The 15,493-nt window shown below is 60.7% G+C and carries 13 protein-coding genes, 2 tRNA genes, 3 rRNA genes and 1 riboswitch; of the genes, 13 read left to right on the top strand and 5 right to left on the bottom strand.

The annotated features are described in order from the left end of the window. Nucleotides 1-73 precede the first annotated feature (73 nt). From BKX93_RS10485 to BKX93_RS10465, 5 genes are all read left to right on the top strand, one after another. The gene (locus BKX93_RS10485; protein WP_046168752.1) at nt 74-397 is read left to right on the top strand and encodes a PepSY domain-containing protein; all 324 of its coding nucleotides are present in this window, start codon (nt 74-76) and stop codon (nt 395-397) included. Then, nucleotides 384-1,019 carry an undecaprenyl-diphosphatase gene (locus tag BKX93_RS10480; protein ID WP_222103299.1) on the top strand — a complete coding sequence of 212 codons (636 nt, stop codon included), beginning with the start codon at nt 384-386 and terminating at the stop codon, nt 1,017-1,019. Before BKX93_RS10485 ends, BKX93_RS10480 begins: the two co-directional genes overlap by 14 nt. A gap of 141 nt (nt 1,020-1,160) precedes the next feature. Further along, the gene (locus BKX93_RS10475; protein ID WP_046158631.1) at nt 1,161-1,826 is read left to right on the top strand and encodes a response regulator transcription factor; all 666 of its coding nucleotides are present in this window, start codon (nt 1,161-1,163) and stop codon (nt 1,824-1,826) included. Continuing rightward, entirely contained in the window at nt 1,802-3,184 is a 1,383-nt protein-coding gene (locus tag BKX93_RS10470) for an ATP-binding protein (RefSeq protein ID WP_070979726.1), read from the top strand. The genes BKX93_RS10475 and BKX93_RS10470 overlap by 25 nt, the downstream gene beginning before the upstream one ends. Nucleotides 3,185-3,273: 89 nt before the next feature. Continuing rightward, the gene (locus BKX93_RS10465; RefSeq protein ID WP_070979724.1) at nt 3,274-3,552 is read left to right on the top strand and encodes a hypothetical protein; all 279 of its coding nucleotides are present in this window, start codon (nt 3,274-3,276) and stop codon (nt 3,550-3,552) included. Nucleotides 3,553-3,644: 92 nt separating this feature from the next. Here the strand turns inward: BKX93_RS10465 and BKX93_RS10460 are convergent, their stop codons facing one another. Both BKX93_RS10460 and BKX93_RS10455 read right to left on the bottom strand, forming a co-directional pair. Continuing rightward, entirely contained in the window at nt 3,645-4,388 is a 744-nt protein-coding gene (locus tag BKX93_RS10460) for a CbtA family protein (RefSeq protein WP_046158619.1), read from the bottom strand. 13 nt (nt 4,389-4,401) lie between these two features. Further along, a complete protein-coding gene (locus tag BKX93_RS10455) occupies nt 4,402-4,614 on the bottom strand; it encodes a CbtB domain-containing protein (protein ID WP_200896058.1) in 213 nt (70 codons plus the stop codon). 2 nt (nt 4,615-4,616) lie between these two features. After that, nucleotides 4,617-4,778, bottom strand: a riboswitch (adenosylcobalamin (AdoCbl) riboswitch). A 55-nt stretch (nt 4,779-4,833) separates the two neighbouring features. Between BKX93_RS10455 and BKX93_RS10450 the strand changes: the two genes are divergently transcribed. From BKX93_RS10450 to BKX93_RS10440, 3 genes are all read left to right on the top strand, one after another. After that, entirely contained in the window at nt 4,834-5,403 is a 570-nt protein-coding gene (locus tag BKX93_RS10450) for a histidine phosphatase family protein (protein WP_070979723.1), read from the top strand. Between the two features lie 67 nt (nt 5,404-5,470). Further along, nucleotides 5,471-5,824, top strand: a complete 354-nt coding sequence (locus BKX93_RS10445; protein WP_070979721.1) for a hypothetical protein — start codon at nt 5,471-5,473, stop codon at nt 5,822-5,824. A gap of 60 nt (nt 5,825-5,884) precedes the next feature. Further along, nucleotides 5,885-6,322, top strand: a complete 438-nt coding sequence (locus BKX93_RS10440) for a DUF411 domain-containing protein (RefSeq protein ID WP_046168747.1) — start codon at nt 5,885-5,887, stop codon at nt 6,320-6,322. Between the two features lie 67 nt (nt 6,323-6,389). Here the strand turns inward: BKX93_RS10440 and BKX93_RS10435 are convergent, their stop codons facing one another. Together BKX93_RS10435 and nadB are read right to left on the bottom strand one after the other, a co-directional pair. Further along, entirely contained in the window at nt 6,390-7,469 is a 1,080-nt protein-coding gene (locus BKX93_RS10435; protein WP_070979719.1) for a chitosanase, read from the bottom strand. 345 nt (nt 7,470-7,814) lie between these two features. Further along, nucleotides 7,815-9,404, bottom strand: coding sequence for an L-aspartate oxidase (nadB, locus tag BKX93_RS10430; protein WP_046158614.1), 1,590 nt, complete (start codon nt 9,402-9,404; stop codon nt 7,815-7,817). 464 nt (nt 9,405-9,868) lie between these two features. On the opposite strand from nadB, the gene BKX93_RS10425 reads away from it, so the two are divergent. From BKX93_RS10425 to rrf, 5 genes are all read left to right on the top strand, one after another. Next, a 16S ribosomal RNA gene (locus BKX93_RS10425) occupies nt 9,869-11,404 on the top strand. 93 nt (nt 11,405-11,497) lie between these two features. Continuing rightward, a tRNA-Ile gene (locus tag BKX93_RS10420) sits at nt 11,498-11,574 on the top strand. Nucleotides 11,575-11,577: 3 nt separating this feature from the next. Further along, a tRNA-Ala gene (locus BKX93_RS10415) sits at nt 11,578-11,653 on the top strand. A 255-nt stretch (nt 11,654-11,908) separates the two neighbouring features. Next, nucleotides 11,909-14,799 (top strand): 23S ribosomal RNA (locus BKX93_RS10410). A 123-nt stretch (nt 14,800-14,922) separates the two neighbouring features. Then, nucleotides 14,923-15,037 (top strand): 5S ribosomal RNA (gene rrf / locus BKX93_RS10405). The 16S, 23S and 5S rRNA genes sit together here with 2 tRNA genes alongside, the layout of an rRNA operon. Before the next feature lie 95 nt (nt 15,038-15,132). Here the strand turns inward: rrf and BKX93_RS10400 are convergent. Continuing rightward, nucleotides 15,133-15,453, bottom strand: coding sequence for a VOC family protein (locus BKX93_RS10400; RefSeq protein ID WP_046167919.1), 321 nt, complete (start codon nt 15,451-15,453; stop codon nt 15,133-15,135). Between the last annotated feature and the right edge of the window lie 40 nt (nt 15,454-15,493).

Genomic DNA, 15,493 nt, shown 5'->3' with positions numbered 1-15,493 from the left:
CTTCTAAGCCTTCGCTAAGTTTGTTGCCCTATTCTCCGGTCCACGCGCTTCGAGCGTTACCTGGAGAAACCAGATGCACCGCTATTCCAAGCTTTCCTTCCTGGCCATCGTCGTTTTCATCTGCGGCGCGGCCGCCTATGCCGCGAGAAACGGCGCGGAGAGCGATGTCCTGGCCACAACCAAGGCCAGAATCCCGTTGACCCAGGCCATTATGGCCGCCGAACGGCACGCCAACGGCAAAGCCATTCGCGCGGAGTACGAACGCGCCAGCCTAGGCTGGGCGTATGCGGTAGCGGTGGCCAGCGGCGGCAAGGTGCTCGATGTCAGGGTCGATCCCGACTCGGGGACGGTGGTTTCGTCCCGGGAGGACAAGGCGGATCGCGATGAACTGGACTGACGGCCTCATTCGCATGGTCAAGGTCATGGAAAACCTTAATTTTACTTTGTTCTCGTGGCTGAACGCGCCCGCGCGTCCGGCGCCGGCGATGCTGCATCTGGCAACGTTCTGCGCCGAATCCCTGATCTGGGCCGTTCCCGTCGGAATCGGACTGGCTTGGCTGCGCGGGAGAGAGTCCGTCCGCAGGGCCATGCAGGCGGCTGCGCTGGCCGGGTTGGCGGGGCTGTCGGCCAATCTGCTGATCAGCCTGGCCTGGCAGCATCCGCGGCCGTTCATGATAGGGCTCGGACATACTTTGATTCCGCATGCCGCGGACTCTTCTTTTCCCAGCGACCACCTGACGCTGTGGTGGTCCGCCGCCTTCAGCCTGCTGCTGCGGCCTGGCAGTCGCCGCGTCGGCTGGGCGCTGGCCGCGCTGGGGTTGCCCATGGCCTGGGCGCGCATTTATCTGGGCGTCCATTTTCCGCTGGACATGCTGGGCGCCGCCGCGACGGCGCTGACGGCGGCCTGGCTGACCGGACCGCGAAATGAACGGCGCCTGGAACCGATCCACCGCTTCGCGCAGCATGCGCGCCGCGCTCTGCTCAGCCGTTTCATCGCCGCCGGATGGCTCCGCGCCTGAGCGCTGCGGGGGATGGACAGGGCAAGCGCGCGGCCCGCGCCGCGCCGGCCAGGCGGCAGGACAAGCGGCGGAGGCCGCGTGAAGCCAAGGCCGACGCGTCCGACTGCCAGGAGGCGGGCCAGGAACGATGGAGAGAGAATGATGCGGGTATTGCTGATCGAGGATGATCCGATGATAGGGGAGGCGGTCCAGGCCGCGTTGCGGGACGAGGGGCAGGCGGTGGATTGGGTACGGGACGGGTATTCCGCGCTGACCGCGCTGGGATGCCAGCGCTACGACCTGGCCTTGCTCGATCTGGGCTTGCCGGGCAAGGACGGGCTGTCGGTGCTGGCCGCCATCCGCGCCGGCGGCGATGAGATCCCGCTCTTGGTCATCACCGCCCGCGACGGCCTGGACGACCGTTTGCGCGCTTTGGACGGCGGCGCTGACGACTATCTGGCCAAGCCGTTCGAGATGGCGGAGCTGTTGGCGCGCATGCGCGCCGTGCTGAGGCGGAAAGGCGGCAGCGCGGCGCCGTTGCTGGGCAACGGCGTGGTGTTCCTGGACCCGGCCACGCGGATGGCGACGGTCGCCGACGGCGCGCCGATCCCGTTGTCCAACCGCGAATTCTCCTTGCTGCATGCGCTGTTGATCCGTCCGGGCGCCATCCTGTCGCGCGGCAATCTGGAAGAGAGGATCTACGGCTGGGGCGAAGAGGTGGAAAGCAATGCGGTCGAGTTTCTGATCCACTCGCTGCGTCGCAAGCTGGGCAGCGAGGTCATCAAGAATGTCAGGGGCGCGGGATGGATGGTATCAAAAGGCGTTTGAACGAATCGGTGCAAGTGAGGCTGTCTTTCGCGCTGACCCTGGGCATCCTGGTTTTCGGCGCGGTCGCAGGCGCTTTTTCTTTTGTTTCCGCGCTCGACGAGGCGCACGAGCTTCAGGACGACGTGCTGCGCCAGGTGGCTGCGCTGCTGGATCGGGAGCGGCTGCCGGCGGATTTTCCAGAGGGCGGAATCCAGGGGGGAAACGAGGAGTCCCGGGTAATCGTGCAGCGGCTGGGAAGCTGGAGGCCATCGGCGCCTGGCATTGATGCCGGCGGCGTGCTGAGGCTGGAGAAGTCCCTTCCTGACGGCTTGCTGACCGTAGCGACCAATGGGGAGAATTTCCGCGTGCTGGTGCGGACGATGAAGGACGGGCAGCGGATCGCCGTTGCACAGGAGGAAGGCTTTCGCGACGAGATCGCCCGGGATGGCGCGCTGCGCGCGGTGATGCCTTTCCTGCTGCTGATTCCGTTGCTGTTGCTGATGGTGGCTAGGCTGGTGCGGGGCATGTTCCAGCCGATCGCCGAGCTGTCCCGCGAGGTGGACCGGCGGGCGGAGCTGCAGCTGCAGCTGCACTCTCTGGATGCGGAGGGCGTGCCGGTGGAGATCAAACCGTTCGTGTCTGCCATCAATCGCCTGCTGGAGCGTGTCGCGCAATCGATGCGGGCGCAGCGGCGCTTCGTCGCGGATGCCGCCCATGAGCTGCGCTCTCCGCTGGCGGCGCTATCGTTGCAGGCGGAGCGATTGGCCGACGCAGAGATGTCCGATGCGGCGCGGGAGCGGTTGTCCGCGCTGCGCGGCGGCATCGCGCGCGGCCGCGATCTGCTGGATCAGTTGTTGGCGCTGGCCCGGGCGCAATCGGCGGTGGAGCCGCCGCTGTCGCCGGTTTCGGTTTTGGCCGTCTACCGCCGGGTGCTGGAAGACCTGCTGCCCTTGGCCGAAGCCAAACATATCGACATCGGCGTGGAGGGTGAGCGCGATGCCAAAGTATGGGCGAACGAGCTGGACCTGTTCGCGCTGGTCAGGAACCTGGCGGACAACGCCATCCGCTATACGCCGGAGGGCGGCAGGGTGGATCTGGCGGTCGGCGAGGCGGAGGGGCGGACGGTTCTGACGATAGACGATACCGGTCCCGGCATCCCCGAAGAGGAACGGGAGCGGGTTTTCGATCCTTTTTACCGCAGCCTGGGCAGCGGCCAGCAGGGCGCGGGGCTGGGTTTATCCATCGTCAGGACCATCGCGGAGCGGATCGGCGCCAGGGTAAGCCTGTCTTTCCGGGACGAGACGGGCCAATCGGGCCTGCGCGTGTCCGTCAGCATGCAGGCGGCGAGAGAGGAGCGAGGCGGGCTAAGTCTGGGCTAAGTCTGGGCTGCTAGGTTGAAATGGCATGATGCTGCGCGTGCGTCCCGCATCGCGCCGTTGCGCGTTCGAATCCTTTCGGGAGACACACCATGATGATCGCCTCCGTTTCCACTCCGGTCCCTCAAACACCTGCGCCTCCTCCGGCCGCATCGACGCAAGACGCCGCATCTGCGCCGCAAGCGCAAGCTCAAGTCCAGGCGCAGCCTGCCCAGCCCGTGGCGCAGGACAAGGTGACTATCAGCAATGCGGCGCGGGCTTTGCAAGAAGCTGCGGAAACCGTGGCCCAGACCGCCAAGGAGGCGCAGCACGGAGACCGGCAGGCTCAGCATAAGCTGGCGGCAGAGGAAGCGAGGCGGGCGGCGCATTGATTCGTCCGCCGGCCGGGCGGCGCTGATCGAGCGGTTGCGGAAACAAAACACCCCCGCCGGGGCGAGGGTGTCGGGAGTGGGATCGTTTTCGTTCAACTGATCTGAAACGCCCCGCGGCGATCTTCCAGCAGTCGTTCCACCAGGCTGCCGAATGCCACGCCCAGCCCAGCCCACAGTATCGCCTGGATGCCGAATGACGCCATCCGGAAGCGCCACAGCAGCACGGCGGAGAATTGCTCGGGAATCTCGTTCACCTCGGGCAACAGCGCCTGGGCGACGATCACCAGCGCGATGAAGGCCGCGCCGGCGATCAGCGTCGCATCCCAAGTTCCGAAGCGGGCGATCAGCCTGCGGGCCAGGAACACCGCGATGGCGAGCGCCGCCAGCGACACGGCGATCATCCCGAAGAACAATGCGGTGCGGGAGCCTATGGTGCCGGGATCGCCCACCGCCGGCGGATTGGGCGGATATTTGAGGAAGGGCACCAGCGCGAACGAGATGAAGCCCAGCAGGGCCATCTGCGCCGACAGCGCGCGGGCGCGCAGCGCGCCGATGCGGCCGTAGACGAAGGCGAACGCCAGCGCGAACAGGCCGCCCACGGCGGTGCCGAACACGCCGACGCCGACGAACAGGCCTATGCCGGACTGGACGCCGCGGCTGACCAGTTCCGGCATTTCATCGTGCTGGTGTCCGCCGCTTTTCGCCAGCTCCATTTTCTCTTCGAAGGCGATCGCGCCCTCTACCTGGGGCTCGCCGACGATTTTGGCGAAGCCGAAAGCCAGCAGGCTGGCCAGGAAGCCCGCGATCATGCCGCGGATCAAAAGACTTCTCACCATGTCCGGCGCCTCCTTAGTGGCAGGGGAAGCCCAGCAGGTGGCGGCCGTCGTGGACGAACTCGTGCACATACATGCTGTTGAAGATGGCGGCGGCGCCTTCCTCCACGCCGACGAAGTAGATCGCCAGCAGCATCAGAATGCCGCCGAAGACTGCCCAGGGCAGCAGTTGGCGAATGGGGAGGGACACGGGCTGGATCGCCGGGGCCATGACGGGGCTTGCATGCATGAGATATCTCCTTGAGGATGACGCGTCCTGAAACGGATGGTTGGCTGGATGCGAAGACCTGACTTTTCATGCCTGTCCGCATGGCGGATCAGGCTGATACACAGTGGCGCGACCGTGCCGGATTCGCACCGGCTTCCTCGCATCGAGACGATGTGGATTCTAGAGAGCCGAGAGAAAATGTCAAAGAACTTCAGGGCGTTTTGACGGAGAGCCAAGAGCATGACGAGCCGTATCACCCTGCTGTGCGTGCCGGCGACCCGCGCGCTGCGCGCCGGCCATTTTCCGGCGGATGATCCGCTGGAGCCGGAAGCGCTGGAATGGGCGGCGCGCCTGGCCGATTCGCTGGGCTTGATCGACCTTGTGCTCCGCAGTCCGGAGCGGTGCGCCCGGCAGACCGCCGACGCGCTGGGCCGCGCGGCGGAGGCGGAGGCCGCGTTGCGGGAGGCGGAGTATGGCCGTTGGCGCGGCCTGCCGTTGAGGGAGGTCGCGGCGGCGGAGCCGGAGGCCTTGAATGCATGGCTGTCTGACCCGGGATGTCCGGCGCCGGAGGGGGAGTCGCTGCTGACGATGATCGAGCGGGTCGGCGATTGGTTCGAGCATTTCCGCTGGCCGGCCGGCCACGTCCTGGTCATTGCCCACGCCAGCGCCATCAAGGCGATGCTGTTGCGGGCGCTGGACTTGCCGCCGCAGGCGTATCGGCAGATCGACGTCGCGCCGCTGGCCCGGATCGAATTGTCCCGGCGCCAGGATTTGTGGCGCTTGCGCCTGGGGAGCGATGACTCCGCATGATGAGGCGGATTTGATCTGTGTGCGTTTGTCGCGCCGTCCGGCATGGTATCGTCGCGGAATGAGAGTCTTGCGCCGCGTGCTGTTGCTGATCGTGCTGCAGCTGTCCCTGTTCGGGATGGCGGCGGCGCATGCGCCGTTGACGGGCATGGCGTCGCCCGAGGCGTGCGCGGCGATGAGCGCGTCGCGGGATTGCGCCGGGATGGCCGCCAAGCCATCCGCGAAGCATGCGGCGATGAATGGCGCGGCGGCTTGCGGTTCTACCGGCTGCGCGCAAGCCTGCCTGCCGTTGTTCATCAAGGCGTCTTTGCCCGGCGTGGCCGTTCTGGTTTGTTGCGGCGTGAGGATCGCGGCGCGGCCGGTCCTGCTCCCCGGCCCGGTCTTGCCGCCGCCGTTGCGTCCTCCCGAGTTTGCCCGGATCTGAATCTTCCCGCGCGCTGTCGCGCGCGCAATCGATCTGGACATCCATCTAAAGGAGGGCATCATGTCCCCGTTGCGTCATTTTCTGTTCGCGGCCGCTTTGGCCGCCGCCAGCGCACCCGTTCTGGCAGCCGTTCCCGTCACCGTCTACAAGAGCCCGAGCTGCGGCTGCTGCGAAGCTTACATCGCCTATCTGAAGCAGAATGGCTTTGCCGTTTCCGCCGTCAATCGCGACGATATGCAGCAGGTGAAAAGCCAGCTCGGCGTGACGCCGGGCATGGGCAGCTGCCATACCGCCAAGGTGGGCCGCTATGTGGTGGAAGGCCATGTGCCGGCGGCGGCGATCAAGCAGCTGTTGGCCGGCAACAGCAAGCTGATCGGCATCGCGGTGCCCGGCATGCCGCTGAATTCGCCCGGCATGGGCGAGACCAAGCCCGGCACGCTGCCGGTGTATGCGATGTCGGCGGATCAGAAGACCGGCGTGCTGTACGGCCGCTTCTAAGCGTTGAAATGAAAACCGCGCGCGTCGATTGAGAAGGCGCGCGCGGTTTTGCCTGGCGTGGGGCGGCTTATTTCATTTCCCAGTCAGTGACTTTCTGCACCGCGGCGTCGGCGTTTTTCAGATCGGTCTCGCCCTGATTCAACAGCGTGCTCCATTGCTTGACGCGGTTCTTGCCGTTGGGCGGCTGGTTGTAGTGGTTGGTGTCGACGATCTTGCTGCGCTGGGCGTAGAAGGAGGTCATGAAGGTTTTTTCGTCGCTGCTGTTGCCGGAGCGGGACAGCAGGCCCTGCAGCGTGCCGGAATCGCCGGCGGCGCCCTGGTTCAGCGCGGTGTCGACGAAGGAGCCTATGGTCAGCGCGCTGGAGAAGCCGCGCTGGCGGGCCTGCTGCACGCTGTACTGGATGTATACCTTGTAGAAGGTGTTCCACATCGCGTCGCGCCAGGCGGGATTGTTCTGCAGGCCGCCTATCTTGTCGCAGAACACCTTGGCGCTGTCGCTGATCTTCAGGATCTTGCCCTGCATGCTGCCGTGCACGCCGGCGCGGGCCAGGCCGCCGGCGATGGACGGATTGGATGCGCCGCTGGAGGCGTCGAATTCCTTGAACAGCGTCGGGCCATCCGGACCTTCGTCATTGGAGCCGCCGGTGGTGGCGCCGAAAATCCCTATCGTGTAGCCGCGCTTGTCTTTGATGTCCTCGCAGTAGCCGTAGAACTTGGTCCATTCCAGAGAATCCTGCTCCGGCTTGTTGACCAGTTTCATGATGTTGTCCCACTGCTCGCCGTCCAGGCCGGTGTTGGCCTTCAGGAATTTCAGCGTGTTGGGCGGGAAGTTGGCGTCGTGGTCGGCGGCTTTGGCTTGGGCCGCGGGGCGACAGCGCTTGCCGGACTGCCAGGCCTGGCCCTGTTCCGGCGCATTGCCCTGGGTCCAGAAGGCGGCGGCGTAGTTGACGCCGCCGCGGCTGACGACGCTACCGGCCATATAGGGCGTGACGGGGTTCCAGGCGGTGGCGCAGTCGGGCTGGCGGCTTGCCTGCTTCTCGGCGCCGCCGGCAGTGGAGCCCTGGGCGGCCGCGGAGCCGGCGGCGAGGAGGGCGAGCCCGGCGAGGATGGCGGATGGGAAGGAAAGGCGTTTTGCTGCGTATTTCATGGGTCTTCTCCCTGTCTAGGTGGTACTGCCTAAGAGATGCTTCCTGATGAAACAGCTGAAATGATGCGCGGTGTACGCGGGGCGTTGAGCGGTTCGAGAAATGCCGCGCGCTGGCGAGCGGCATTGTCGTCGGCCGCGCCGCCGTAGCCGGCTTGGCCCGATGGCGCAGACGCCTTGGGCGGCCGCATGGCATCGAGTTGCGCGCGGGGTCATGATAAGCGCGAATAACTCAAATTGAGTTATTTATAATCATAAATAATGTCAATGTGTTGTTTTGATGTCTGTACGAGTTGGTGGGCATGAAAAAAGCCGCCAGTTGGCGGCTTTTGGGCGGAGCGGGGAAGATCAGTCGCCGCGCGGGGCTTCGGGCGTCAGCACGGTTTCCGCCGCTTCGGGCAGCAGGTCCGGATAGTCGCGGCTGTAATGCAAGCCGCGGCTTTCCTTGCGCAGCAGCGCGGAGCGGACGATCAGTTCGGCGGTTTGCACCAGATTGCGCAGCTCGATCAGGTCATTGCTGACGTGGAAGTTGCTGTAATACTCGTCGATCTCGCCTCTGAGCAGGTCGATGCGGTGCAGCGCGCGTTCCAGCCGCTTGTTGGTGCGGACGATGCCGACGTAGTCCCACATCGCGCGGCGCAGCTCTTCCCAGTTGTGCGAGATCACCACTTCTTCATCCGGGTCGGTGACGCGGCTGTCGTCCCAGGCCGGAATCGTCGGCAATTTGATAGCGTCCTGCGCCTGGATGTCGGCCGCCGCCGCCTTGCCTATCACCAGGCACTCCAGCAGCGAGTTGCTGGCCAGGCGGTTGGCGCCGTGCAGGCCGGTATGGGCCACTTCGCCCACCGCGTACAGTCCGGCCACGTCGGTGCGGCCGGCCAGGTCGGTGACGATGCCGCCGCAGGTGAAATGCACTGCCGGCACCACCGGTATCGGCTGCTGGGTGATGTCTATGCCCAACTCCAGGCAGTGGGCGTAGATATTGGGGAAGTGTTCCTTGATGAATTGCGCCGGCTTGTAAGAGATGTCCAGATAGACGCAGTCCAGCCCGTGCTTCTTCATTTCGAAGTCGATGGCGCGGGCCACCACGTCGCGCGGGGCCAGCTCGCCGCGCGGGTCGTGCTGCGGCATGAAGCGGGTGCCGTCCGGCAGTTTCAGAATGCCGCCTTCGCCGCGCACGGCTTCGGTGATCAGGAAGGATTTGGCATGCGGGTGGTAGAGGCAGGTGGGATGGAACTGCATGAATTCCATATTGCCGACGCGGCAGCCTGCGCGCCAGCCCATCGCGATGCCGTCGCCGGTGGCGGTATCCGGATTGGTGGTATAGAGGTAGACCTTGCCCGCGCCGCCGGATGCCAGGATGGTGTGCTGGGCGGCGATGGTGATGACTTCGTCGCTGTTTTTGTCCAGCGCGTATACGCCGTAGGCGCGCTTGCCGTCCTGGCCCAGCTTCTGCGAAGTGATCAGGTCTATCGCTATATAGTGCTCCAGCTCGGTGATGTTCGGATGCGCCTTGATCTTCTGGCCCAGCGTGGTGGTCACCGCAGCGCCGGTGGCATCGGCCGCGTGGATGATGCGGCGGTGGCTGTGGCCGCCTTCGCGCGTCAGGTGGTAGCCAGTCTGATGCTCGTCGTCGCGGGTGAAAGGCACGCCCAGCTCGATCAGCCAGTCGATCGCTTCCTTGGAGTGTTCGACGATGAAGCGGGTGGTATCTTCATTGCACAGCCCGGCGCCGGCGATCAGCGTGTCGCGGATGTGATCCTCCACCGAGTCATCGGTATCCAGCACGGCGGCGATGCCGCCTTGGGCATAGGTGGAGCTGCCTTCCAGCAGATCGCGTTTGGTGATCAGGCCCACCTTGCGTTTTTCCGCCAGGTGCAGCGCCAGCGTCATGCCGGCCAGGCCGCTGCCGATAATCAGAACATCGAATTTGAGCATATATAGAGTGTCCACGGCAGGCACATCGCGTGCCAAACGCATGGGAGCGTAGCAGAATCGTCTGCTGGCGCGTAGCCGCCGCCGTATTTCCGGCGGCCCGCCAGGCCAGACTGTGGCGGTTTTCTTACCTCAACGGGAGCAGGGCTGAAATTTTTTCACGCCGCTTTTCTTGCAAATCAACGCCTTGCGCGTATCGGCCGAAGAAAGTTCATTTTTTCTCGAAAAAGGTGTTGACGGGTCAGGGGCCCGGGCGTATAGTTCGCCTCCTCAGCTGACGCAGCGAACGAAACAGCGGAAACGAAACGGTTCCGGTGAGGACGACGCAGCGGACGGCACTGCTCTTTAACAGAACGAATAACCGATAGGTGTAAGTGCTTGGCGAAAGCCGAACACTTGCACTGCAAGAGACAAGAGATACTTGTTTATTTCTTTGAACTTGCGTGCCAGAAAATTTGCTTGAGATTGAACTGAAGAGTTTGATCCTGGCTCAGATTGAACGCTGGCGGCATGCTTTACACATGCAAGTCGAACGGTAACAGGGTGCTTGCACCGCTGACGAGTGGCGAACGGGTGAGTAATGCGTCGGAATGTACCGTGTAATGGGGGATAGCTCGGCGAAAGCCGGATTAATACCGCATACGCCCTGAGGGGGAAAGTGGGGGACCGTAAGGCCTCACGTTATACGAGCAGCCGACGTCTGATTAGCTAGTTGGTGAGGTAAGAGCTCACCAAGGCGACGATCAGTAGCGGGTCTGAGAGGATGATCCGCCACACTGGGACTGAGACACGGCCCAGACTCCTACGGGAGGCAGCAGTGGGGAATTTTGGACAATGGGCGCAAGCCTGATCCAGCCATGCCGCGTGTCTGAAGAAGGCCTTCGGGTTGTAAAGGACTTTTGTTCGGGAGGAAATCCCGCTGGTTAATACCTGGCGGGGATGACAGTACCGGAAGAATAAGCACCGGCTAACTACGTGCCAGCAGCCGCGGTAATACGTAGGGTGCAAGCGTTAATCGGAATTACTGGGCGTAAAGCGTGCGCAGGCGGTTGTGCAAGTCTGATGTGAAAGCCCCGGGCTTAACCTGGGAACGGCATTGGAGACTGCACGACTAGAGTGCGTCAGAGGGGGGTAGAATTCCACGTGTAGCAGTGAAATGCGTAGAGATGTGGAGGAATACCGATGGCGAAGGCAGCCCCCTGGGATGACACTGACGCTCATGCACGAAAGCGTGGGGAGCAAACAGGATTAGATACCCTGGTAGTCCACGCCCTAAACGATGTCAACTAGCTGTTGGGGGTTTGAATCCTTGGTAGCGTAGCTAACGCGTGAAGTTGACCGCCTGGGGAGTACGGCCGCAAGGTTAAAACTCAAAGGAATTGACGGGGACCCGCACAAGCGGTGGATGATGTGGATTAATTCGATGCAACGCGAAAAACCTTACCTGCTCTTGACATGTACGGAACTTGGTAGAGATATCTTGGTGCCCGAAAGGGAGCCGTAACACAGGTGCTGCATGGCTGTCGTCAGCTCGTGTCGTGAGATGTTGGGTTAAGTCCCGCAACGAGCGCAACCCTTGTCATTAGTTGCCATCATTAAGTTGGGCACTCTAATGAGACTGCCGGTGACAAACCGGAGGAAGGTGGGGATGACGTCAAGTCCTCATGGCCCTTATGAGCAGGGCTTCACACGTCATACAATGGTCGGTACAGAGGGTTGCCAAGCCGCGAGGTGGAGCTAATCTCAGAAAACCGATCGTAGTCCGGATCGCACTCTGCAACTCGAGTGCGTGAAGTCGGAATCGCTAGTAATCGCAGATCAGCATGCTGCGGTGAATACGTTCCCGGGTCTTGTACACACCGCCCGTCACACCATGGGAGTGAGTTTCACCAGAAGTGGGTAGGCTAACCGCAAGGAGGCCGCTTACCACGGTGGGATTCATGACTGGGGTGAAGTCGTAACAAGGTAGCCGTAGGGGAACCTGCGGCTGGATCACCTCCTTTCTAGAGAATGGCGATTGCCAAGCACTTACAGCCTATCGGTTATTTGTAGTTAAGGGCAGCCGGGTCGAGAGGCCTGGCGCAGAGAAGTTTACTGGGTTTGTAGCTCAGCTGGTTAGAGCACTGTGTTGATAACGCAGGGGTCGTAGGTTCGAGTCCTACCAGACCCACCAGTTGGGGGATTAGCTCAGTTGGGAGAGCACCTGCTTTGCAAGCAGGGGGTCGTCGGTTCGATCCCGTCATCCTCCACCACTCAATGCAAACAAAATCAAATTGAGAAGTTTGATTCTGTTTGCGTTGTATAAACGCCCGATCTTTAACAAACTGAAGAAGCCGAATATATTGAGACGGCGAGATGAAGGCATGCAGTTAATTCTGCATGCGGACAAATCGTCATCTTGGGTATTTGATTGTATCTAAGGCTGCGTCGCCATATCAAAAGGGGCGGTGCAGTCGTCGCACAAACACATCTTGTTGTTTTAGTGGTTTAGGCTGCTGAAATGATAGGGTCAAGCGACTAAGTGCATCTGGTGGATGCCTTGGCGATCACAGGCGATGAAGGACGTGTAAGCCTGCGAAAAGCGCGGGGGAGCTGGCAATAGAGCTTTGATCCCGCGATGTCCGAATGGGGAAACCCACCGCTTAGGCGGTATCCCTGACTGAATACATAGGTCAGAGGAGGCGAACCGAGTGAACTGAAACATCTAAGTAACTCGAGGAAAAGAAATCAACCGAGATTCCGTAAGTAGTGGCGAGCGAACGCGGAACAGCCTGTATGTGATAGAGATTGCGTTAGTGGAAGGTTCATGGAAAGGACCGCCGTAGTGGGTGATAGCCCCGTACACGAAAACGCATTCTTGGTACTAAGCATACGAGAAGTAGGGCGGGACACGCGAAATCCTGTCTGAATATGGGGGGACCATCCTCCAAGGCTAAATACTCGTGATCGACCGATAGTGAACCAGTACCGTGAGGGAAAGGCGAAAAGAACCCCGGGAGGGGAGTGAAATAGAACCTGAAACCGGATGCATACAAACAGTGGGAGCGGACTTGTTCCGTGACTGCGTACCTTTTGTATAATGGGTCAGCGACTTACGTTCAGTAGCAAGCTTAACCGAATAGGGGAGGCGTAGGGAAACCGAGTCCGAATAGGGCGCTTTAGTTGCTGGGCGTAGACCCGAAACCGAGTGATCTATCCATGGCCAGGATGAAGGTGCGGTAACACGCACTGGAGGTCCGAACCCACTAGTGTTGCAAAACTAGGGGATGAGCTGTGGATAGGGGTGAAAGGCTAAACAAACTCGGAGATAGCTGGTTCTCCCCGAAAACTATTTAGGTAGTGCCTCATGTATCACTTCCGGGGGTAAAGCACTGTTATGGCTAGGGGGTCATTGCGATTTACCAAACCATGGCAAACTCTGAATACCGGAAAGTGCGAGCATGGGAGACAGACGGTGGGTGCTAACGTCCATCGTCAAGAGGGAAACAACCCAGACCGCCAGCTAAGGTCCCAAATGATCAGTTAAGTGGTAAACGAAGTGGGAAGGCCCAGACAGCCAGGATGTTGGCTTAGAAGCAGCCATCATTTAAAGAAAGCGTAATAGCTCACTGGTCGAGTCGTCCTGCGCGGAAGATGTAACGGGGCTCAAACTGATAACCGAAGCTGCGGATGGGCGCGTAAGCGTCCGTGGTAGGGGAGCGTTCTGTAGGTCTGTGAAGGTGTCTCGTAAGGGATGCTGGAGATATCAGAAGTGCGAATGCTGACATGAGTAGCGATAAAGCGGGTGAAAAGCCCGCTCGCCGAAAGCCCAAGGTTTCCTACGCAACGTTCATCGGCGTAGGGTGAGTCGGCCCCTAAGGCGAGGCTGAAAAGCGTAGTCGATGGGAAACGGGTTAAAATTCCCGTACTTTTATGCAGTGCGATGTGGGGACGGAGAAGGTTAGGTCATCAGACTGTTGGAATAGTCTGTTTAAGCCGGTAGGCTGGAGTGGTAGGCAAATCCGCCGCTCCTTAAGGCCGAGAAGTGATGACGAGGGTCTACGGACCTGAAGTGACTGATACCACGCTTCCAGGAAAAGCCACTAAGCTTCAGCTGCATAAGAACCGTACCGCAAACCGACACAGGTGGGCAGGATGAGAATTCTAAGGCGCTTGAGAGAACTCAGGAGAAGGAACTCGGCAAATTGATACCGTAACTTCGGGAGAAGGTATGCCTGTTGAGGTGAATCCCCTGCGGGAGGAGCTTTGACAGGTCGCAGAGAATAGGTGGCTGCGACTGTTTAACAAAAACACAGCACTGTGCCAACACGAAAGTGGACGTATACGGTGTGACGCCTGCCCGGTGCCGGAAGGTTAAGTGATGGGGTGCAAGCTCTTGATCGAAGCCCCGGTAAACGGCGGCCGTAACTATAACGGTCCTAAGGTAGCGAAATTCCTTGTCGGGTAAGTTCCGACCCGCACGAATGGCGTAACGATGGCCACACTGTCTCCTCCTGAGACTCAGCGAAGTTGAAGTGTTTGTGAAGATGCAATCTACCCGCTGCTAGACGGAAAGACCCCGTGAACCTTTACTGTAGCTTTGCATTGGACTTTGAACAGACTTGTGTAGGATAGGTGGGAGGCTTTGAAGCTGAGACGCTAGTTTCAGTGGAGCCGTCCTTGAAATACCACCCTGGTGTGTTTGAGGTTCTAACCTTGGTCCGTGATCCGGATTGGGGACAGTGCATGGTAGGCAGTTTGACTGGGGCGGTCTCCTCCCAAAGTGTAACGGAGGAGTTCGAAGGTTACCTAGGTACGGTCGGAAATCGTGCTGATAGTGCAATGGCAAAAGGTAGCTTAACTGCGAGACCGACAAGTCGAGCAGGTGCGAAAGCAGGACATAGTGATCCGGTGGTTCTGAATGGAAGGGCCATCGCTCAACGGATAAAAGGTACTCCGGGGATAACAGGCTGATACCGCCCAAGAGTTCACATCGACGGCGGTGTTTGGCACCTCGATGTCGGCTCATCACATCCTGGGGCTGTAGCCGGTCCCAAGGGTATGGCTGTTCGCCATTTAAAGTGGTACGTGAGCTGGGTTCAAAACGTCGTGAGACAGTTTGGTCCCTATCTGCAGTGGGCGTTGGAAGTTTGACGGGGGCTGCTCCTAGTACGAGAGGACCGGAGTGGACGAACCTCTGGTGTACCGGTTGTCACGCCAGTGGCATAGCCGGGTAGCTAAGTTCGGAAGAGATAACCGCTGAAAGCATCTAAGCGGGAAACTTGCCTGAAGATGAGACTTCCCTGGAGGCTTGACCTCCCTGAAGAGTCGTTCGAGACCAGGACGTTGATAGGTCGGGTGTGGAAGCGCTGTGAGGCGTGAAGCTAACCGATACTAATTGCTCGTGAGGCTTGATCCTATCATTTGAGTAGCTTAGCAAGGCTAGGCGACGAGAGTGGATGTGCGAAGTACATCAAATACCGAATATATGCGGGTTGGTTGAATACCAGCCCAGGCTTCTTCCAGTTTGTGCCAGTTTATGTCTGGTGGCCTTAGCGAGGTGGTCCCACGCCTTCCCATCCCGAACAGGACCGTGAAACGCCTTAGCGCCGATGATAGTGTGGCATTCGCCATGTGAAAGTAGGACACCGCCAGACGCCCCATACGAAGCCCAGCTCACACGAGCTGGGCTTTGTGCTTTGTGCCGGTGAAACGCCGCCCTCCATCAGCCCCGACCGGTCCCCGGCGGGGCTTAGCTGTTTTTGTGGTACTGCATCAGCTCGACCGGGGCGCCGTTGACCTCGATGAAGGCGACAGTGAGGCCTGGATTGGGGCTGGTGGGGGCGATCAGCAGCTTGTGCCCTTCCAGGGCTTGCGCCAGATCTTCGACCTCGAAGGCGATGTGCGGCACCCGTTTGACCAGCTCCGGATAGGGCGCATCCTGCCAGTAGCGCTGCCATTGAATGCCGAAGGCGTTGTCCTGATGGTCGCTGACCGTCATCCGCAAGTGCGGCAGATCGATTTCATTGCCGAAACGTCCGCTGGTCGGTATGCCGATATGGTTGTATTTCACTCTCTGTCCTCGTAGGCGGGCGTAAAAAATCCCCGCTGTT

Source organism: Chromobacterium vaccinii (genome assembly GCF_001855275.1).
Classification (GTDB): Bacteria; Pseudomonadota; Gammaproteobacteria; order Burkholderiales; family Chromobacteriaceae; genus Chromobacterium; species Chromobacterium vaccinii.
Note: the sequence above shows the minus strand (reverse complement) of the source record. Positions and strands in the feature narration are given on the sequence as shown.